This is a genomic window from Enterococcus sp. M-BR2, from assembly GCF_056612775.1.
In genome coordinates, this window is the sequence record NZ_CM152743.1 from 1,845,291 (window position 1) to 1,865,436 (window position 20,146).

Consider the following 20,146-nt stretch of genomic DNA (forward strand, 5'->3'; position numbering starts at 1 on the left):
GGAATCAAACGATATATTGAAAAGAGTGTGCTATAATAAATCAAGAAATTGAATGAAGCGAGGGATCAATCAATGAGCTTCTCTTTAGAAGACATCCGTCATTTACTATTAAAAGAACATCTATTAAAAGAATTTGTTTCAACAAAAGGCTGGCATCTTGATGTACCAGAAAAAGCTGAATTTCTTCAGTTAAGTTATGATTCAAGAAAAGCTGATGCTTCTACTCTGTTTTTCTGTAAAGGAATGAATTTCAAAGAAGAATATTTGGATTCAGCGATCGAACAAGGTATCCAATATTACGTATCAGAGCAGCCATACGAAAATTCAGCAGTAGGAATCATTGTGACGGATATCCGTAAAGCAATGGCACTTCTTGCTATGGCCTTTTACGACTATCCACAAAATAAATTGAAAGTGATTGGATTCACTGGAACAAAAGGTAAAACAACTGCTGCGTACTTTACTAAAGCAATCTTGGATCACACAACGAATAAAAAAACTGCATTGCTTTCTACGATGAATACAACGCTAGATGGCAAAACGTATTTCAAATCCCATTTAACAACGCCTGAGTCATTAGATTTATATCGTATGATGGAAGAAGCAGTTGAAAATGGTATGACTCATCTAGTGATGGAAGTTTCTTCCCAAGCTTACAAAACACAACGTGTGTACGGGTTGACTTTAGATGTAGGAATCTTCTTGAATATCTCGCCTGACCATATCAGTCCGATCGAACATCCGACATTTGATGACTATTTCTATTGCAAGCGTCAATTGATCTTAAACTCAAAAACAGTTGTTTTGAATCACGAAAGTGACTATTTTGATTTGCTTAAAGAAACCGCCGATCTATTCCAGATCCCAACGATCACTTATGGCCGTTCGGAAGAAAGCAATTATCAAGTGATCCATTCAGACAAAGGTACCCACGGGTTTACTTTATCTTCTCGTCAAGATCACTTAGCTATCTGCGATACTGCTTATGATATTTTGCTGGCCGGAGGATTCAATCAAGAAAATGCAGCCAGTGCGATCATTGCCGCAGCACTAACCGGTGCTTCCAGTCAAGATGCACAAGCCGGATTAAAAGAAGCTCGTGTACCAGGTCGAATGGATCAATTGATCCAAACAAATGGGGCGCATGTCTATGTGGACTACGCACATAATTATCTAAGTTTGAAAACATTGCTAGAATTTGCCAAAAATGAACATCCAGATGGTCGTGTAATTGTTGTATTAGGCAGCCCAGGAAACAAAGCAATCTCCCGTCGACATGATTTTGGAAAAGTGCTATCAGAAACAGCTGACGTTGCCTTTTTGACGGCAGATGACCCAGCATTTGAAGATCCGCAAAAAATCGCGGAAGAAATCAATGAAGCAATTACTAATCCAGAATTGATCGTTCATTATGAAATGGACCGTCCTGAAGCGATTCGACGTGCTTTAGCAGAAAGTACTCCGCAGGATTCAGTCGTCATTGCGGGAAAAGGGGTTGATCCCTATCAAAAAATCAATGGTGTAGATGAACCTTATGAAGGGGATTATGCAATCGTGAAGCGGTTGATTGAAGAGTAATGTTATTTATGTTCTAGTGGACGGGACGCTATGAAAAGAAAACTTTTCATAGCGTCCCGTCTATGTCTTTTGTTTTAAACATTTACTAGCCTGTTACCACTGACTCTACAATTATCAAGAAAAGTTGCCGGATAATTATATGAAAAATCTCCTATGCCATATCGCAACGTTCCTCTCATATATATGTCCAATAAAGTTCCTCCTCCTCGAGTTTCAGCCCAAGAACGATTATGTGACCATGTTCCTATTAAGAATCCGCTAGAATAACTTGACCCCAAAAAATTAGTACTTATCACACGTCCGCCTGAAATAGTTACTCTAAAGTCCTGATTTATGTAACCATGCCCTATTGCTGGAACTCCAGACCATACTCGAGCAGTATAATAACTCCCATTATTTATGATTTTCTTTTCTGCATCTGTCTTTTCTGTGTTTAAAGTCATTTCATATAAATTTTCTTTAAATTGCTCTATATCTTCACTAATTTTATCTTTTATTATTTCTTCATTATACCCTTTATAGATAACGTTTTCATTTATTTCTACGGTCGGATTTTCTATCGTTACTTTTAGTTTATTCTCACTAATAAATTTGTTTAAATCAAGCGCAATTTTTTCATTCATTTCTAATTCTAAATTAGACAGCATTTCTGAAGACATACTTTGCTGAGTATCAAATTGAACCTCTTGGGCTTTTACTACAGGTCCCATCCCTAAATTAATTGAAACAAACGTTGTTAATACTATAGCTTTAAAAAAACTATTTTTCATAATAAAACCTCCAAAATTTAGAGAATGTAAAATATTTTGTGTAAATAGAAAAAAGGAAGTCCCTTCTGTAGAATAGAGTTACCACAACACATTCACAGAAAAGAGGACTTCCATATGAACGATTTTACTACAGAAATTCTAAAGACTCTAGCGAACAAAGGCGATTTGAATGAATTATTCCGTGTCCATTTGGAAAAAGCTGTCAATACGCTTCTCAAAACGGAGTTAACGGCTTTCCTCGATTACGAAAAGTACGATCGCATTGGTTTTAACACGGGTAATTCTCGTAACGGCTCCTATGACCGTACGGTCAAGACCGAGTACGGGGAACTTCATCTCCAGATTCCGCGCGACCGCAACGGCGAGTTCAAGCAACAGACTGTTCCCGCTTATAGACGGACGAATGATACCTTAGAGGAGACCGTCATTCACCTCTTCCGAAAAGGTATTACCATGTCGGAAATCGCAGACTTGATTGAGAAAATGTATGGGCATCACTACACGCCCCAAACCATGTCCAATATAACAAAATCATTTACAGAAGAGGTAACGGCGTTTAAAGGGCGGGAGCTTCATGACCGTTATGCTGCTATTTATATGGACGCAACGTATATTCCGTTAAAGCGGAAAACCGTCGCCAAGGAAGCTATTCATATCGCAGTTGGCATTCGCCCGGACGGATCAAAGGAAGTATTGAGCTATGCGATTGCACCGACTGAATCCATCACGATTTGGGAGGAAATTTTATTGGACCTTCAAGAGCGCGGTTTGAAAAACGTCCTCCTGTTCATCACGGATGGCTTAAAGGGGATGGTAGGAGCGATTAGTCGGTTCTATCCCAAAGCTCGTTTTCAACATTGTTGTGTACAAGTTTCCCGTAATATCAGTCACAAAGTGCGTGTCAATAATCGTAAGGAAGTCTGTGATGATTTTAAAATGGTGTATCAAGCCTCGTCTAAAGAGGTGGCGTTGGAAGCACGTGGTGCTTTTGCGAAAAAATGGAAAACCAGCTATCCAAAAGTGGTTGAATCGATTCTTTCGAACGATCACTTGCTCACTTTCTTTGATTTCCCCTTGGCCATACGCAAGAGTATTTATTCTACGAACTTGATTGAATCCTTTAATAAGCAAATCAAGAAATACAGCCACCGCAAGGAACAGTTCCAAAACGAAGAGTCGATGGAACGTTTCTTAGTCTCGTCTTTTGATACTTACAACCAAAAATTCCTAGGTCGCAGTCATAAAGGCTTTCAACAGGCCGAAGGCGAACTTGAACAAATGCTAAGCCAACTGATTGAGAATTAGAAACAATCTACAGTAGGGAGGAACCATTTACACAAAATTATTGACGCTCCCAAAATTTATAGTATTTATACTAATTAATTAGTATACTTTAATTATATTTTATTATTCCTATTTTTTCTATATGTTTATTATTTTTTCAATAATATAAAGGTGGTTATTATGAAAAAATTTTTCAACTTAGCAAACGGTATCTTTTTTCTTTCTCTTTTTTCTGTCATTTTTCTAACTTTGAATTTGCAAAGTGGCAAAATGGGGGTCGTTATTTTTAGAAATCTCCATTTGCCAGTTGATGCATCGATTGTTGGATGGTTACTGCTACTTTTTTCTTACTTGATGAGTCGGAAGCATCAGACTAAGTTTTTCGCACGCTTAGGCGGAAGGGTTGCTCTATTTTTTCTAGTCGTTTATCTGATATTCACATGTCTAGGTTTGCTTCAGTCGCTCGGTATTCTGCCTTGATACTTCGTTCGAATCATATTGACTATAATAAATAGAGGCTGGGACAGAAGCGTTTAACTCCAAGAAATAAGAAGGAATTCACGAAAATTGCTTTTCAAATTTTTGTGAATTTCAGCTTATTTCCGAAGGAGTTGCTTCTGCTTCCGCCGTTTACACATGTTTAGAGCGTGAGACAAAAGTTTTTCTTTACTTTTGTCCCACACTCTCTTAGAAATCAGTTAGCTGACTTTTCGCCAGCTAATTCTGCTGCCTTTTCTCTTTCTTCATTCAATAATTTATTATCATAGAATTTAATAAATGGGAACCAGATAATGAATGCGATGATTGCACAAAAGACAGCTAGCACAGCCGCTTTCCAATCACCCCCACTGCCGACAAATGCGCCAATTCCAACTGGTGAAGGCCACGACATCTGTGCAAGCATCGGTTTAACGATTTCCAGCCGAATGGCAAAATAAGCGAGTGTAGCAGAAGCCATCGGTGCTAAGAAAAACGGAACCGCTAAATAGGGATTGTAAACGATTGGCATCCCGAAAATAATTGGTTCGTTGATATTGAATAGTCCTGGTACAAGAGAGGCTTTTCCTAACACTTTCAGCTGATCAGATTTCGCGAGGAATGCAATAAAGATGATCAATCCTAAGGTCGCACCTGATCCACCAACGGTTACATAAGAATTGTTGAATTCTCCTGCCAACGGATAATTTGCGCCTTGTGCGTTAGCTGCCATATTAGCTAATACGATTGGGGTCAAGAAAGAAGTGATGATATTCGCTCCATGGATTCCTACGATCCACAATGCATGGATCAAGAAATAAATTACCATGACACCAAGCCACGTATTTGTCAGCTGCGTAACAAACCCAAATGGGATAGCAATCATTTTGAAGATATCCGTTCCTAGCGCAACTAATAATCCATTGATGATCATCACCACAAACGCAATGACAAATGTTGGGATCAGAGCAGTGAAAGAACGAGAAACTCCTGGCGGAACAACATCTGGCATTTTTATGACCCAATTTCTTTTGACACACATACAATACAATTCGACCGCAATAATCGACATAATAATAGCTGTAAAAATTCCTGAAGTTCCTAAACGTTCGACAAAAGAGCCCATCCGTATCCCATTTACTACAGTTTCTGTCTCATTGATAGAAGCAATCAAGCTGATTTTACCATCAGTCATGATCAATTCAGGGATACACATAAAGAATGCAAAAACAGATAGTAATGCCCCCGTGAGCGGATTAACGTTCAACTTTTGTTCATCTCGTTCAATTGACGTTAATTCATAAGCAAACACAATGGCAAAGTAAATAGATAAAATCCCCATCGTCATTGTATTGACGATCATGTACAAGTCACTAACTTTGAAAAAAGTTGCATTAAAAAATCCTTCTAAAAATGGGAACGGTAATGGCAAAATATTCAAAACCAAAAACATCGAACCTACAATCGTGAAAGGAATAGAAGCCATCCCCGCTGCCATGACAGCCCGAACGATTTTAAGTTGCGCAATTTTCCCCATAGGTCCCATCAGGTATTTCTGCAAAAAATCAAACATTAATTATTCTCCTTTCCTAAATACAACGCTTTTTCATATTGTTTTATACGGATATACTGCTGATCTTGATTGAGCGAAATTTTCTTTAAACGATACTGGATAAATACACTGACAAAAATACCGCTTACAATAAGAATGAAAACAAATAGCTGTCCTCTATTGTTATTTGCCATAAAAGGATACAAGAGTGTAAATCCTGAGGTGAACAACACTGGAATCAATAATATATTGCAGACACCCTGAAACAAAAAATACCGCTTTGTCCATGGAACATTTGTTTGGTGCTTTCGATAAAGCTTTACTTATTCTCCTACTGCAGGCAAAATAGCTAAAAGTAGAACCATTGGTAAACTGCTTCCTAAACTTTTAGCTGATAGAAGCAGAATCATCCATTGCATGTTCATGAAAAAGAAAAAGGCAGTCAGATAGCGTACGAACAGATAACGATTGAAATACATGTTTTTCAAACTAAGTTGCTTTTTTTCTAATTCGTTTTTCTTTTTTACTGTATCCTGCACAATAAATCTTCCTTTCTATTTATTTTTTTGATACAAATAATTCATTTCCTGTGCAACTTCCAATAATGTCATCGTCGTCATCAGATGATCTTGTGCATGGACCATGATAATTTCCATTTCTATTTTTGTCCCACTAGCATATTCTTTCAGAAGTTGAGTTTGTGATTGATGCGCATGAAGAATCTCTTCATTTGCTTGTCGCAACTTCTCTTCTACTTCTTCAAACATCTCCTTACGCATCGAGCGAAATGCTTCATGTATCAGTGTTCGTGCATTTCCGCTATGAAAAATGATATCAAAAGACGTCACTTGTAGCGTTTCACTGTTTATTTTTTCAGCCACCTGTTTTCCTCCTTATTCGATCAGTTTGATAAATTTACTGCTGAAATTCTCAAAAATAGGTTCAGCTAAGATTTCCTGTTGCACGTTTAGCTGGTCAACTAACCTAACGATTGCTTTGGTCACGACCGTAATTCCTTCATTTTCGATATAAGAAGGCGAAACTAGAAAAACAAAATGGATTCCTTGATACTGATACCATTGCATCCCTGAAGGAATCAATGCAACGGCTACCTTTGTTTCGATTCCAACTGGAACAGCGGGATGTGGGACTGCCACTGTATCACTGAATATGATTTGTCCCATACTTTCACGTTGCTGGATCTGCTTTCGCATTTCTCTTATATATCTTTCTTCTTCATTTATGCTCAGCTTTTGCAACAAATCATGAAGAACTTCTTCTTTTTTTGGTTCGTACGTATAAGTCTTGAAAAATTTTTCAGATAGCTGCTCGGTGTAAATCTGCTTTTTTTGCTGTAGAGAAAATACTGGTATCGGTCGATCTGAGGAATGATAAGGTATGGATTCACCAATTACCTTTCGTATTTTATGAACATCATCTTCATTCAAAAAAATACTGACATGTAAAACTGGAATTTTAAAAAACATTGTCGAAAGATCAATAGAAGAAATAATCAGATCGATTCCTTTTAAAGTTGTTTCATTGATCTCATAATAGCCTTTTACATTTACCACTGTAATATTTTTTCCAAATTCGCTGATCACACGATTCTTTAATAATCGAGCACTGCCATAACCTGTTGCGCAGATGATCAACGCATGTAACTTATGCGTAGCTCTTTCTTTTTCCAATGCCGCCATGAGATGCAAAGCCAAATAGGCCCATTCATCTTCATTGATGGTATAGTTTTTCAAAGCCGGCATGTTGCTGAAATGTGTTTTTACTGCTTCAAAAACTTTGGGATTTTCTTTCTTTATCTCTTCAGTCAGAGGGTTCTCAATGCGAATGCCTCGGCTCAATCGAATCATCATTGGTGACAAATGATCAAGCAGTCCATTGAAAAGCTGGTGATCCTCTATTAATGAAAAACGAAATTCCTGAGACAATCGCTTCAAAACTTTCACTACTTCCTTTGATAGTTCCTGATCATTTTTATTTTCTCTATGATTTGACTTAGCCATAAGGTGTAAAGTCAAATAAGCAATTTCTTCTTGGGGAAACGATACATCCGCGATTACCTCAATACGTTGAACAATGCGTTGCGCCACTTGGTACTCTACTCGATCAGAAACTTCTTGTTCGATACCTAGTTCCTTGATTTCAAACCCTTCTCGTAGACGTTTGATTCCCAAAGCCAAGTGTAAGGACAAATTCTGTATGATAAAATCAGAAACTTTTAACTTAGCTTCTCTTGTTTCATCGAGAATGATGATCACTAGCTCTTCAAAACTGATGTCTGTGAAAAAGCGACTTTGTCCTAAATATTCTTTCAATGAATTTCCACAATGGTTCCCGAAAAAAGTATCCATGATAAAATGCCGTCGATTTCTTTCTTCCCCTTCGATCCATATCCCTTGACCATGCTTAGAAACAATTTTTAGTGAATAAGGAATCAACCGCTCTTTGATTGCTTGCATGTCCTTTGTCAAACTAGAACGACTGATATAAAGCTCTTCTGCCAAATCATCCATAAAAAGAATGGCATCTTCCAAAAGCAGTTGATTCAATATATACTTTTGTCGGTCTTCCGACTCATAAAATCCTTGAGGTTCTCTAGCATATCCCGGTACTATTTCTTGCCGACTCAAAAACAGATCAAATGTCAATCTCTGCAAGATGTGCAGTTGGTAGCCATAACCTGGTTTAGCAAGGATCTTACCTCCGTTTTCTTCTACTAACTCTTTGATCCGCTGCAAGTAATTACGGATTGTCCGATCAGATAATAACAATTCAGAAGCTAAACGTTGACTGGTGACATACTCCTTCCTGTGATCAATCAAATATCTCAACAACAATTTTTCCTTCTGTTTCATTATCATCCACTCCTATTCCATCATATGTTCTCTTCGATCACCTCTGCTAACTTCTGGATGCCTGTAGGGATTGGGACATACGCTTGGAAAGGGATACTAACAACAGGATTTCCAACAGATTCTCCTAATTTTTTGAATTTATCCAAAAACATCGTCGTTTGCGGGCTGATCAGAAATAAATCAAAATCACTATTCTTAATCATATTATCGCCTTCTGTAGCTGAAACTGCATCTACGAGTACCTCTTCTCCTTTTTGCTTAAACAAATCCGTTGTCTTTGAGGCCATCATCGATGATGACATTCCTGCTGCACAAATAATCAATGCTTTTTTCATAAATCAATCACTCCTTTTATTTTTATAAATCAAGCATAACTTGTAAGCGTTTTCTATTCAAAATATATATTTCCGTAGCATTACGGAAAAAATGTGTATCATATCTTGAATAATAATTTCTGGCACCGTGATATACTAGTGATAGAATTTTTTCAGGAGGGGATTTAGTGAGTATCACAGTGAATATTTTGTATACAAGTACAAATGGACAAGCCAGAAAATTTGCAGAAGAAATGGTCGAAAGAAACATTGTCAAAGCGATTCGCGCAGAAGAAGGAAACGAGAAATATGACTATTACTTTCCACTAGAAGATCCAGAATCTCTTTTACTGATCGACCGTTGGAAAGATGAAGAAGCAATCGAAAAGCATCACAAATCCGAAATGATGGCCCAAATAAACGAACTCCGTAAAAAGTATAAATTAAAAATGAAAGTCGAACGTTTCACTGATCTACCTTAAAACAATGAAGTTGTGACAGACATGGTCAGTTTCAAGAAACAAGAAGGAATTTACGAAAATTGCTACTCAAATTTTTGTAAAATTTGGGTTCATTTTTCAAAGAAGATACTTCTGGAACACCGTTTATTCGTAAAAAGAGGCTGTGACAAAAGTCTTGTCACAGCCCCTTCTTCACTTTTTTCATTATTTTTTAGTGGAACTTACCAAAGGATTCACTTCATGTTTTTCTCTTATTTTTCGGATAAGTATTTCAGTCAACCCAATATACATGACCCCTAGACATACCCCAAGAACATTCTCAAAGATACGGATTGACACTGCTCCTGGAACCCCGAATAAACTGGCAGTGATTGCCAAAGCACCAAAACAATTAAAAACTGTTTTATATCTATAGGTAGAACAAACACCTAAAGCTAGACCACCTAATATACCGACCCAGTTAAAAGGAATAAATTGGCTGATACCAATAAATAAAGCACATCCAATCAATGACCCAATGATTCGGTCTACTGCTCGTTCTTTGAAACCAATCGACATCAATCCATAGCTAGATACAATAGAAGAAAATGCAAACCCTGCCCACATCAATCGCTGAAAAGGGACATACTCTCCTGCAACAATCAAAAAGCTAATGCCAAATGCATAGATGAGCATCCAAATTTTTTCCTGCGAATACATGCCTTTCAAAAAAATCTCTTTAAACAAGCTTTTGTCTTTGTTCTTTTCTCGATGTTTTCTGTAAAGGAGAACTGAAAACCAACAAAAAAACAAAAACAATAAGCTACTTGTTTGTGTAAAGAAATTCTTGTTCAACGAATCTTTAGGTAACGAATAAACAATAAAGAGATATGAAAAGCCGTACAAAGAAGCATTCCCCATTTTGGGATCACTAGCGGTTGCCATTAATATGCTGCTTAGTAAAACAAAATGAATCAACATGCCCATAGCTGACCATTTGATCAGTTGGACATAAGGCGCTGTTAATAGTGAGAGCATAACGATGGCTAAACTAATGATCGAATGAGAAATCTTATAACCAAAATCAACAAAACGAATACTCATCAACATACAGAATAAAACCACCGCGTATGGTTTATGCGTCGATTCAAACAATGTTGTAATGAAAATAATAAAACAAATGGCAAACAATACGATGAATAATGATCGTAAAAACAATGAACAAATATACATACACTTTTCTTTTTTAGAAGCTGCTTCTCGTATTTTTTGTTTTAAAATAAACGGATCTAGTTGTAGAGACTGATAAAAATTCACCTGTTGTCGTCCTTTCTTTTACTTTTATTTCAATATTTTTTACAGTCAACTATGACAGGTTGTAAATACTATGGAACATCATATGGCGTTGTTATTTTCTTGTCAACTATTTTCTCTATTCATGTTTTTTTACAAAAAAACAGCTGACAGAGATTCTGCCAACTGCTTTTATCAGGTTATTTAATTAGCAACGATATTGACTAACTTATTTGGTACCGCAATAACTTTTCTGACTGTTTTGCCTTCGATATATTCTTGCACTGTTTCATTGGCTAATGCTACTTTTTCTAGCTCATCTTTCCCTAAGTCTCGGGGAACATTGCTTTTCGCACGAACTTTACCGTTTACTTGGAAAACAACTTCTACTTCGTCTTCCACAAGTGCTGCTTCGTCATATGTTGGCCATGGTGCGTAAGAAATACCACCTTCATTTCCAAGGATAGACCATAGTTCTTCACCCATGTGAGGAGCAATCGGTGCGAGTAGTTGAACAAATCCTTCGATATATTCATAAGGCAGAGCGTCCACTTTATAGGCTTCATTGATAAAGACCATCAATTGGGAGATTGCTGTATTGAAATGAAGATTTTCATAGTCTTCTGTCACTTTTTTTACTGTTTGATGGTATACTTTATCAAGTTTGCCGTCGTTCAATGTAGTGATACGGTCACGCATTTTATTGTTTTCATCAACAATCAAACGCCATACACGATCTAAGAATTTACGGCTTCCTTCTAAGCCATTTTCGCTCCAAGCAATCGAAGCGTCTAATGGTCCCATGAACATTTCGTACATGCGCAGTGTATCTGCACCGTAAGTTTCAACCACATCATCAGGATTGACTACATTACCGCGAGATTTTGACATTTTTTCGTTGTTTTCGCCTAAGATCATTCCTTGATTGTATAGTTTTTGGAATGGTTCTTTTGTAGGAACAACACCGATATCGTATAAGAACTTATGCCAGAATCGTGCATATAGTAAATGAAGCACCGCATGTTCTGCTCCACCAATGTAGATGTCAACTGGTAGCCAACGCTTCAACTTTTCATAATCTGCTAGCTCTTTTTTGTTATGAGGGTCGATATAACGCAGGTAATACCATGAGCTTCCTGCCCATTGTGGCATTGTATTCGTTTCGCGACGGCCTTTTTTACCTGTTACAGGATCAACGACATTGACCCACTCCTCAATATTTGCTAATGGAGATTCTCCAGTACCGCTTGGCTTGATATTTTTTGTCTTAGGCAAACGTAATGGTAACTCTTCTTCTGGGACAGCTGTGACTGTTCCGTCTTCCCAGTGGATGATTGGGATTGGTTCGCCCCAGTAACGTTGACGGGAGAATAGCCAGTCACGTAAGCGATAGCTGACTTCTTTTTTCCCTACGCCATTTTCTTCTAGCCATTCATTCATTTTGTCGATTGCTTCTTGTTTGTTCATACCGTCTAGAAATTCAGAGTTGATGTGCGTACCATCTTCTGTGTAAGCAGCTTTTTGAACATCTCCACCTTCGATAACTGGAAGAATCTCTAGTCCGAAAGTTTGAGCGAATTCAAAGTCACGTTCATCATGTGCTGGAACAGCCATGATAGCTCCTGTGCCGTAAGAAGCTAATACATAATCAGCGATCCAGATTGGGATTTCTTTGCCATTGACTGGATTGATTGCGTAAGCACCAGTAAATACTCCTGTTTTTTCTTTTGCAAGATCTGTTCTCTTCAGATCTGATTTTTTCGCTGTCTCTTCGATATAAGCTTCTACAGCAGCTTTTTGTTCAGGGGTCGTAATTTCTCTAACAAGATCTAGTTCAGGTGCAAGAACCGAGTAAGTTGCACCGAATAAAGTATCTGGTCGTGTCGTAAACACGGTATAGGATTTATCCGTACCAGCCACTTTAAATTCAATATTTGCTCCCACTGAACGACCGATCCAATTTCTTTGCATTTCCTTGATGCTTTCTGGCCAGTCAACTAGTTCTAGATCATCCAATAAGCGATCGGCATAAGCAGTGATTTTCAACATCCATTGGCGCATTGGTTTTCTGACTACGTCATAGCCACCACGTTCACTTTTTCCATCGATCACTTCTTCATTTGAAATAACTGTTCCTAATTCAGGTACCCAGTTTACCGCTACTTCTGCTTCATAAGCCAGGCCTTTTTCATAAAGCTTTGTAAAGATCCATTGTGTCCATTTGTAATACTCTGGATCAGTTGTATTCACTTCGCGATTCCAGTCATAACTAAATCCTAAAGAATTGATTTGGCGTCGGAATGTTTCGATATTTTTTTGGGTAAATTCAGCCGGATCGTTTCCTGTATCTAACGCATATTGCTCTGCAGGTAGGCCGAATGCATCCCACCCCATTGGATGCAGTACGTTGTATCCTTGACTTCTTTTCACACGGGAAAGGATATCCGTTGCCGTATAACCTTCAGGATGCCCTACATGGAGCCCTTGTCCGGATGGATAGGGAAACATATCCAGTGCATAAAATTTTGGTTTTTCAGGATCATCATGGGTGTTGAAGGTATTCGTTTTTGCCCAGTATTTTTGCCATTTTTTCTCAATTTCTTTATGATTGTAACTCATTTTCTGTCCTCCTGTTCTATTAAAAACGCTTGTTTCTATTATAGCGAAAAAACCGGCAGAATCTGTTTCTTTTTGTTTTCTTTTACTTTGTTTTCTCAAACTTCACAAAAGAAATAAAAAAATCCTATAAAAAGATTGCTCTTTTTATAGGACGTAATCTACGCGGTACCACCTATTTTTACCTTAATGAAAAGGCCTCGAACGTTGTAACGGCCGTCACCGCCACCTGCTTACTCGAATATTCAGCAAGGGCAACTCAAAGGCGAGTTCAAAAGCATCCGTGCACATTCTCACCAACCATGTGCTCTCTGAAACTTCAGTCTTTTTACTACTTCCTTTTCAAGTGTTGTCATATTTAAGTAGCCTTATAGTAACAAATATTTTTGTGGAATTCAATCGTTATTTCTTTGAACAGCTATTTTATTTAGCTACAATCAATGTTTGACCTGGATAAATAAAGTTGTTTTTGATATTGTTCCATTCGATTAGTTGAGCCATTGTAATACCATGGCTGTCAGCAACGCCCCAAACAGATTCTCCAGATTTCACAGTATAGGTTTTCGAACCAGCAGGTGATTGTTGGTTTGTTGTTTGAGACGAGCCTTTCTTCACGATCACTTGTTGTCCTGGATAGATGAAATTATTTTTGATATTATTCCATTCGATCAACTGATCCATCGTGATATGATGTTTGTTCGCTACGCTCCAAACTGACTCGCCTGCTTTCACGGTATACATCGTATTGCCAGAGGATGATGTACTTGTTGTAGCTGACGTATTCGGTGTATTTGGTTTCGCTGCCGAAGTAGTTGAACCTGTATTGGTATTTGTTGAATTGCCGCCTTTAACGATCAATTGCTGTCCTGGGTAAATAAAGTTGTTTTTGATATTATTCCATTCGATCAGCTGATTCATCGTGATGCCGTTTTTATTTGCTACGCTCCAAACAGATTCACCCGCCTTGACTGTATAAGTGCCTTGAGACGAACTGCTGCCAGTATTAGCTGAACTGCTGTTATTTGTATTGGCTGACGAACCTGTATTACTTGATGCGCTGTTTGTTGACCCACTGTTTGAAACAGTCAGTTGTTGTCCTGGATAAATAAAGTTATTTTGGATGTTGTTCCATTGGATCAGTTGAGCCATCGTAATTCCATATTTGTTGGAGACACTCCAAACAGAGTCTCCGGCTTTCACTGTGTATTTCGTTCCTGAAGCCGTATTAGAAGAACTTGAGTTAGACGAATTTGAACCACTTGTGTTGCCAGTATTTGCTCCAGTATTAGAAGAACCGCCATTTGATACGATCAGCTGTTGTCCTGGATAAACAAAATTATTCTTGATATTGTTCCATTCAATCAATTGAGCCATCGTAATTCCGTGATCATTTGAGATCTTCCAAACAGAATCGCCAGATTGAACAGTATATTTCGCCCCAGTTGTTTGTCCTCCATTTGATGTACCAGCATTTCCTGAAGAATTGGTATTGTTACCAGAATTATTCGTCGAAGAGCCATTTTCTTGGCTACCCTTGATCGTTAGTTTTTGTCCTGGATAAATGAAATTGTTTTGGATATTGTTCCATTGAATCAATTGGTCCATTGTAATACCGAATTTATTGGAGATTCCCCAAACAGAATCGCCAGATTGAACAGTATAAGTGGTCGAAGTTGCTGAACCTGAGTTTGTATTACCAGAATTACTTGAACCGCTAGTACTACCTGTACTTCCAGTATTATTACCACCTGTAGTGGCTCCACCGCCCGCGTTTCCGCTAGCTGGTGTATCATATTGGGTCAATCCGTAAGTCGTGATGATATTATTTAATTTGCTTGCATAACCAGGGTCTGTTGCATAACGACCTGTCAAACAAGCTGTCGCATCTGTATAGGATCTCGTGTTGCTCTTCCAAGTACCGGCATAGTAATAACCGTTGCCAAATGAAGTATTTCTAAGTACATAGGCATTGTCATTGAACGATTCAGCAAAAGAAGGATATTGTCGGAAAGGCTCCTTTTTATTTACCCATTGATTATTTAAAAATTCAAGCGTATCCATGTAGACGGTTTGTCCTTGATAGCTGCCTTTTATCCCAAAAAGATTATAATAAGGTGCTTGCGATAACGCACTACTGCCCCAACCACTTTCTACAACTGCTTGTGCGATCATCACTGATGCATACAAATCGTTGGCTTGAGCAATTGGCTGCGCATAAGTAGCAATTTCTGTGATAAATGCCGCTGTATTGATTCTTGCGCCGAACTGAACAGGTGTTTCATCCGCTTGAACAGGAACCGGCTGTACTAATGGAGCAGCGACAGAACAGCCTACCATCGCAGTTCCCACGATTGCTGCCCCTCGTTTTGCTTTTCGAAAACGTTTAGTCTGTTCTAAACGTCTCCGTTCTTTTCTTGCAATGTTTTCCATCTTCTATCCTCCAACTTCAATTTATCTATTATTAATAATTATAACTTCTCTTAATATTTATTAAAAGTTATTTAAGAGCTTTGTTGTTTTTTGTAATCATATTGTAATTTACCGTAATGAACAACTTCTGTTCATTTTCAAGTTCTTCCTACATCTATGTTCTTATTTACAAGGATTTCGATAAACACTGATTTTATTTTCCTAACATTTCATTTGTATTACCAAAAAATGTCTTTCCGATTACAGTTATTTTTTTATAAGAATATTGGTTATTCAAAGAGGGATCATACACTGGTTTTATCTCTTTACCGTTTTTTTCACTGGACCAAAAATGCTATAATAAGTCATTGCTTCAAAGGAGGAATTGTATGAAATATAAAACATCATTTCAGGTGACTGGCAGCTTCTTTCTTGTCCTGTTTTTTATTTTGGGCTGGATCGTAAAGTTCCATCTGTCGTGGCTTTCTGGTTTCGATCAGTGGTTTACAGACATTGTCAGAGCTTCTTATCCTAATCTGAACAGCTACCAACTCTTTATGACTAAATTCGGTAATCCTCTTACCGTCATCATTTTATTTGCTTGTACGGCTTTATGGATGTGGTATAAGAAAAAAAGGGCAGGAACAGTTTGGTTCGTTTCTGGATTTATTGTAATTGCTGGAATCATCAACCCGTTGATCAAACTATTTTTCATGCGAGAGCGCCCTTCATTGACACACTTAGTGGTTGAAACAAGTTACAGTTTCCCTAGTGGACATGCAGCAGGCAGTATGATTCTTTACGGCTCCTTCCTATTTCTGCTGCCAGCTTTTGTTCAAAAAAGAACCTTACGTACATTGCTTCAATTGCTGATGGTGTTTATTATAGTAAGTGTTGGGATAAGCCGCATTTATCTGGGTGTTCATTTTCCTACTGATATCATCGGCGGCTACTTACTCAGTCTTTCTTGGCTGTGCCTGACTTATCCAGTGTATAGAGAAAAAAGAAAACAAATAGATAACTCTTACAGAAAGAAGGACTTTTAATGACTTTTCCTTATTCAGAAGGAAATAAAAGATATCATTCTTGGAATTATGCTTTACGAAATGAGTTTGGCGGGAAAATTTTCAAGGTGCCGATTGATGGAGGGTTCGACTGCCCGAATCGAGATGGGACTGTTGCCCATGGCGGTTGTACTTTTTGCAGTGTATCTGGTTCGGGTGATATGATTGTTGCACCTGAAGATCCACTTCCAATCCAATTCCAGAAAGAAATCGACATGATGCATCAAAAATGGCCTCATGTCCAACAATACATCGTTTATTTCCAAAATTTTACAAACACCCATGCGCCAGTTGAGATAATCAAAGAACGATTTGAGCAAGTAGTCAATTTACCAGGTGTCGTAGGATTATCAGTCGGTACACGACCGGATTGTCTGCCAGATGAAGTAGTTGATTACCTTGCTGAACTGAACGAGCGAATGTATTTATGGGTAGAACTTGGATTGCAAACAACTTTTGAAGAAACTTCAAAGCTGATCAACCGTGCACATGATTATCAAACTTATTTAGATGGCGTGGCTAAATTACGCAAACATAATATCCGTGTTTGTACGCATTTGATCAACGGATTACCAGGCGAAAGTTTAGAGATGATGAAAGAAAATGTCAGACGCACTATTTTAGATTCCGATATCCAAGGAATCAAGCTCCATTTGATGCATCTGATGCGCAAAACGAGAATGTTGCGAGACTATCATGAAGGTCGACTTCAATTAATGAGTCGTCCTGACTATGTCAATGTCATTTGCGACCAGCTGGAAATGATACCAAAAGAGATCATCATCCATCGTTTGACAGGGGATGCGCCGTGGGATTCCTTGATTGGACCAATGTGGAGCTTAAAAAAATGGGAAGTCTTGAATGCAATTGATGAAGAACTTCTTCGCAGAGATAGCTTCCAAGGAAAATATGATGTACGGAAAAAGGTGAGTGTCTGATGTTGCAAACTGCTTTGCATTTCAGCCATACATTACTGCAAGAAATCTTGCAACCAGGAGATCACGTCGTAGATGCAACGATGGGCAATGGCCACGATACGGTTTTTCTAGCAGAACACATCGGAAAAACTGGTCATGTCTATAGTTTCGATATCCAGCAACAAGCAATCGATGCTACTCGTGAAAAGCTAGAACAGCATCAGTTAGAAGAACGTGTCTCATTGTTTCTACAAGGCCACGAAACGTTAGGAGAAGTGATAGCTGAACAACAAGATCTCAAAGCAGGGATCTTCAATCTAGGGTATCTCCCAAAAAGTGATAAAGCAATCATCACTATGCCAGAGACTACACGCACAGCTATGGAAGAAATATTGAAACGACTTGTGCCTCGCGGACGATTGATCCTTGTTGTCTACTATGGTCATGAAGGCGGAGAAAAAGAACTGGATATGGTTGATTCTTTTTGTTCCAAACTGCCACAGGAAACATATAATGTGCTGAATTATCGGTTTATCAACCAAAAGAACCAGCCGCCTATTTTATATTGTATTGAGAAAAAAAGATAAATAAAAAACGCAAAACATAAATGATATGTTTTGCGTTTTTTTCTCTAATACTCAGGTTAGAGCGTTGATTTCACAACCTCTTTATTCACGGTGCTCAAAAGCTTGCATCTGCGGTAATAAATCCAACCAAATCAAAAACATGAGAAGCTGTTTTTGATTGGCTGTTCTTATTACCGCAGATGCAAGCTTTTTCACAACCTCTTTATTCAAATACAAATTGATTATGATAAAGTTCCGCATAAAATCCATTTTCTGCTAATAATTCGTGATGACTGCCTTCTTCAATGACTTCCCCATCACGCAAGACAACGATTCTATCTGCATTCAAGATCGTTTTCAGCCGGTGAGCAATCACAAAGCTGGTTCTTCCTTTGATGGCTTCATCCATTGCTTTTTGGATTCTTGCTTCTGTTACCGTGTCTACATTACTTGTTGCTTCATCCAAAATCAATAAAGATGGATTTGTAATGATCGTTCGAGCAATACTGATCAACTGCTTTTGACCTGTACTGAACAAATTGTTTTCTTCGGATATCTCTGTATCATACCCTTTTTCTAACGTCATGATAAAGTCGTGAATGTTCGCTTGTTTTGCTGCATTGATGATTTCTTCATCTGAAGCATCTGGTTTACCGAATGTGATATTGTCTTTGATGGTGCCAGAGAACAAGACGGATTCTTGCAAAACGATTCCTACATGTCTACGTAATGCATCTAGATCATACTCTCGGATATCTATTCCATCGATTACTACTGACCCATCATTGACATCGTAAAAACGATTCAACAGATTCATGATCGTCGTTTTCCCAGATCCGGTTGGTCCAACAAGAGCAACCATTTCTCCTTTGTCCACATTGATTGAGACATCCTTCAAGACTAGTTTTTCTGGAGAATAACCAAAATCTACGTGTTGCAAGGCAAGTCCTTGTTCCACTCCATCAAATGCTTTACCGTTTTCTGGTTTGACTTCATCTTTTTCATCAAACATTTCATTTAATCGTCTTGCCCCTGTGATTGCTAATTGGATCATGCTGTACCCAGAAGAAATCTGCATCAATGGTTGGTAGTATTGTTGTGAATATTGGACGAATGTCACAACTAAGCCTAACGCCACCGAACGTTCCAAATCGCCATTCAATGCTAACCAGCCGCCGAAAAAGATAACGATTGCTGTATTGACTAGTGACATTCCTTGCATCATCGGAAATAGTAAGCCAGAATAAGCTTGTCCTTTGAACGTTGCTTCGCGAACACTTTGATTATGTTCTAAGAATCCTTCAATCGTTTCTTCTTGTAAGCCATTTGTGATGATGACACGTTGTCCGCTGATTTTTTCATCCATATAGCCATTCAGTTTTCCCACTTCATCTTGCTGAAGATCCACATATTTTCGCGCTTTTCGAATAATCAAGACAGCTATCAAAATAGCTACTGGAGTAGAAGCAATCGTAGCCCAAGCTAATTCTACATTTTGACGAAACATCATAATCAAGATTCCGACAAGTAAAACAGCATTCGTGATGACTTGAAGCAATGCTTGGTTCAAACTATTTTGAATATTATCTAAGTCACTGGTAAAACGACTTAAAATTTCACCGTCTTGATGAGAATCAAAGAAGCGAATCGTCAATTTTTCCAATTTGTTGAATAAACCGATACGCATCCGGTTCGTTGACTTCCCTACTACTTGAGTGAATAAAATACTATAGATAAAGTTGGCTGCACTAGCTAATACATAAAACAACAAGAGTTTCCATATTACAGAAACAAATTTGCTTTTATCGTCTACGCCTTGCATCAAGCCACCTACGTAATTTGCTAATTCTTGAAAAGCTTCCCCGATATACTGAGGTGCTTTTACTTGTAGATAGGTAGCAATAATTACTGTGATAAAGATAAAGAAAAAGGAGAGTTTGTACCGCTTCAAATAGTGATAGAAAAATTTACTTGCTTTTATTAAATCAGTCAT

Annotated in this window: 16 protein-coding genes, 1 pseudogene and 1 other annotated feature; of the genes and pseudogenes, 7 read left to right on the forward strand and 10 right to left on the reverse strand. The window is 38.1% G+C overall.

The features are described 5' to 3' along the window. The first annotated feature begins 72 nt into the window (after positions 1-72). A complete protein-coding gene (locus AC1F25_RS08930) occupies positions 73-1,578 on the forward strand; it encodes a UDP-N-acetylmuramoyl-L-alanyl-D-glutamate--L-lysine ligase (RefSeq protein WP_087063321.1) in 1,506 nt (501 codons plus the stop codon). 74 nt (positions 1,579-1,652) lie between these two features. On the opposite strand, the gene AC1F25_RS08935 is transcribed toward AC1F25_RS08930, so the two are convergent. Further along, positions 1,653-2,348, reverse strand: a complete 696-nt coding sequence (locus AC1F25_RS08935; protein WP_230311500.1) for a hypothetical protein — start codon at positions 2,346-2,348, stop codon at positions 1,653-1,655. 114 nt (positions 2,349-2,462) lie between these two features. Here AC1F25_RS08935 and AC1F25_RS08940 point away from each other — a divergent pair, with 114 nt between their 5' ends. Together AC1F25_RS08940 and AC1F25_RS08945 are read left to right on the forward strand one after the other, a co-directional pair. Further along, positions 2,463-3,653, forward strand: coding sequence for an IS256-like element ISLgar5 family transposase (locus AC1F25_RS08940; protein WP_479994059.1), 1,191 nt, complete (start codon positions 2,463-2,465; stop codon positions 3,651-3,653). Positions 3,654-3,812: 159 nt separating this feature from the next. Then, entirely contained in the window at positions 3,813-4,112 is a 300-nt protein-coding gene (locus tag AC1F25_RS08945; RefSeq protein WP_002320520.1) for a hypothetical protein, read from the forward strand. Positions 4,113-4,326: 214 nt separating this feature from the next. Here AC1F25_RS08945 and celB read toward each other — a convergent pair whose 3' ends face one another. The 5 genes and pseudogenes from celB to AC1F25_RS08970 form a co-directional block, all read right to left on the reverse strand. Further along, positions 4,327-5,682, reverse strand: coding sequence for a PTS cellobiose transporter subunit IIC (gene celB / locus AC1F25_RS08950; protein WP_479994060.1), 1,356 nt, complete (start codon positions 5,680-5,682; stop codon positions 4,327-4,329). Further along, positions 5,682-6,200 (reverse strand): annotated as a pseudogene (locus AC1F25_RS08955) (hypothetical protein). The gene celB and the pseudogene AC1F25_RS08955 overlap by 1 nt, the downstream one beginning before the upstream one ends. A 15-nt stretch (positions 6,201-6,215) precedes the next feature. Continuing rightward, positions 6,216-6,542 carry a PTS cellobiose transporter subunit IIA gene (locus AC1F25_RS08960; RefSeq protein ID WP_002285954.1) on the reverse strand — a complete coding sequence of 109 codons (327 nt, stop codon included), beginning with the start codon at positions 6,540-6,542 and terminating at the stop codon, positions 6,216-6,218. A 12-nt stretch (positions 6,543-6,554) separates the two neighbouring features. Next, positions 6,555-8,534 carry a BglG family transcription antiterminator gene (locus tag AC1F25_RS08965; RefSeq protein ID WP_479994061.1) on the reverse strand — a complete coding sequence of 660 codons (1,980 nt, stop codon included), beginning with the start codon at positions 8,532-8,534 and terminating at the stop codon, positions 6,555-6,557. Between the two features lie 20 nt (positions 8,535-8,554). Continuing rightward, positions 8,555-8,869, reverse strand: coding sequence for a PTS cellobiose transporter subunit IIB (locus tag AC1F25_RS08970; protein WP_479994062.1), 315 nt, complete (start codon positions 8,867-8,869; stop codon positions 8,555-8,557). 167 nt (positions 8,870-9,036) lie between these two features. On the opposite strand from AC1F25_RS08970, the gene AC1F25_RS08975 reads away from it, so the two are divergent. Next, on the forward strand, positions 9,037-9,330 hold the full coding sequence (locus AC1F25_RS08975) for an antibiotic biosynthesis monooxygenase family protein (protein ID WP_002285944.1): 294 nt from the start codon (positions 9,037-9,039) through the stop codon (positions 9,328-9,330). Positions 9,331-9,513: 183 nt separating this feature from the next. Here AC1F25_RS08975 and AC1F25_RS08980 read toward each other — a convergent pair whose 3' ends face one another. From AC1F25_RS08980 to AC1F25_RS08990, 3 genes are all read right to left on the reverse strand, one after another. Then, positions 9,514-10,605 carry an FUSC family protein gene (locus AC1F25_RS08980; protein ID WP_087063313.1) on the reverse strand — a complete coding sequence of 364 codons (1,092 nt, stop codon included), beginning with the start codon at positions 10,603-10,605 and terminating at the stop codon, positions 9,514-9,516. A 180-nt stretch (positions 10,606-10,785) separates the two neighbouring features. Continuing rightward, positions 10,786-13,200: a leucine--tRNA ligase gene (gene leuS, locus AC1F25_RS08985; protein WP_002374155.1), complete on the reverse strand. Its 2,415-nt coding sequence runs from the start codon at positions 13,198-13,200 to the stop codon at positions 10,786-10,788. A 144-nt stretch (positions 13,201-13,344) separates the two neighbouring features. Then, positions 13,345-13,551: a binding site (T-box leader), on the reverse strand. A 69-nt stretch (positions 13,552-13,620) separates the two neighbouring features. Further along, positions 13,621-15,627, reverse strand: coding sequence for a muramidase family protein (locus AC1F25_RS08990; RefSeq protein ID WP_002310816.1), 2,007 nt, complete (start codon positions 15,625-15,627; stop codon positions 13,621-13,623). A 368-nt stretch (positions 15,628-15,995) separates the two neighbouring features. Here AC1F25_RS08990 and AC1F25_RS08995 point away from each other — a divergent pair, with 368 nt between their 5' ends. Genes AC1F25_RS08995 through mnmM form a run of 3 tightly spaced genes read left to right on the forward strand, consistent with a single transcriptional unit; the run spans position 15,996 to position 18,174 of the window. Continuing rightward, positions 15,996-16,652, forward strand: a complete 657-nt coding sequence (locus AC1F25_RS08995; protein WP_104760376.1) for a phosphatase PAP2 family protein — start codon at positions 15,996-15,998, stop codon at positions 16,650-16,652. Continuing rightward, positions 16,652-17,608: a tRNA modification radical SAM protein MnmL/YtqA gene (mnmL, locus tag AC1F25_RS09000; protein ID WP_002285909.1), complete on the forward strand. Its 957-nt coding sequence runs from the start codon at positions 16,652-16,654 to the stop codon at positions 17,606-17,608. Before AC1F25_RS08995 ends, mnmL begins: the two co-directional genes overlap by 1 nt. Next, complete coding sequence (mnmM, locus tag AC1F25_RS09005) at positions 17,608-18,174, forward strand: tRNA 5-(aminomethyl)-2-thiouridylate-methyltransferase MnmM (protein WP_002320153.1); 567 nt, start codon at positions 17,608-17,610, stop codon at positions 18,172-18,174. The genes mnmL and mnmM overlap by 1 nt, the downstream gene beginning before the upstream one ends. Positions 18,175-18,376: 202 nt before the next feature. Here the strand turns inward: mnmM and AC1F25_RS09010 are convergent, their stop codons facing one another. Then, a complete protein-coding gene (locus tag AC1F25_RS09010; RefSeq protein ID WP_002292737.1) occupies positions 18,377-20,146 on the reverse strand; it encodes an ABC transporter ATP-binding protein in 1,770 nt (589 codons plus the stop codon).

What these genes read in the sequence shown, in the direction of transcription:
- AC1F25_RS08995 (WP_104760376.1), top strand. Translation starts at nt 15,996, where the DNA reads ATGAAATATAAAACATCATTTCAGGTGACTGGCAGCTTCTTTCTTGTC.
- AC1F25_RS08970 (WP_479994062.1), bottom strand. Translation starts at nt 8,869, where the DNA reads ATGAAAAAAGCATTGATTATTTGTGCAGCAGGAATGTCATCATCGATG.
- AC1F25_RS08940 (WP_479994059.1), top strand. Translation starts at nt 2,463, where the DNA reads ATGAACGATTTTACTACAGAAATTCTAAAGACTCTAGCGAACAAAGGC.
- AC1F25_RS08945 (WP_002320520.1), top strand. Translation starts at nt 3,813, where the DNA reads ATGAAAAAATTTTTCAACTTAGCAAACGGTATCTTTTTTCTTTCTCTT.
- AC1F25_RS08990 (WP_002310816.1), bottom strand. Translation starts at nt 15,627, where the DNA reads ATGGAAAACATTGCAAGAAAAGAACGGAGACGTTTAGAACAGACTAAA.
- leuS (WP_002374155.1), bottom strand. Translation starts at nt 13,200, where the DNA reads ATGAGTTACAATCATAAAGAAATTGAGAAAAAATGGCAAAAATACTGG.
- AC1F25_RS09010 (WP_002292737.1), bottom strand. Translation starts at nt 20,146, where the DNA reads ATGACTGATTTAATAAAAGCAAGTAAATTTTTCTATCACTATTTGAAG.
- AC1F25_RS08930 (WP_087063321.1), top strand. Translation starts at nt 73, where the DNA reads ATGAGCTTCTCTTTAGAAGACATCCGTCATTTACTATTAAAAGAACAT.
- mnmL (WP_002285909.1), top strand. Translation starts at nt 16,652, where the DNA reads ATGACTTTTCCTTATTCAGAAGGAAATAAAAGATATCATTCTTGGAAT.
- AC1F25_RS08935 (WP_230311500.1), bottom strand. Translation starts at nt 2,348, where the DNA reads ATGAAAAATAGTTTTTTTAAAGCTATAGTATTAACAACGTTTGTTTCA.
- AC1F25_RS08965 (WP_479994061.1), bottom strand. Translation starts at nt 8,534, where the DNA reads ATGAAACAGAAGGAAAAATTGTTGTTGAGATATTTGATTGATCACAGG.
- mnmM (WP_002320153.1), top strand. Translation starts at nt 17,608, where the DNA reads ATGTTGCAAACTGCTTTGCATTTCAGCCATACATTACTGCAAGAAATC.
- celB (WP_479994060.1), bottom strand. Translation starts at nt 5,682, where the DNA reads ATGTTTGATTTTTTGCAGAAATACCTGATGGGACCTATGGGGAAAATT.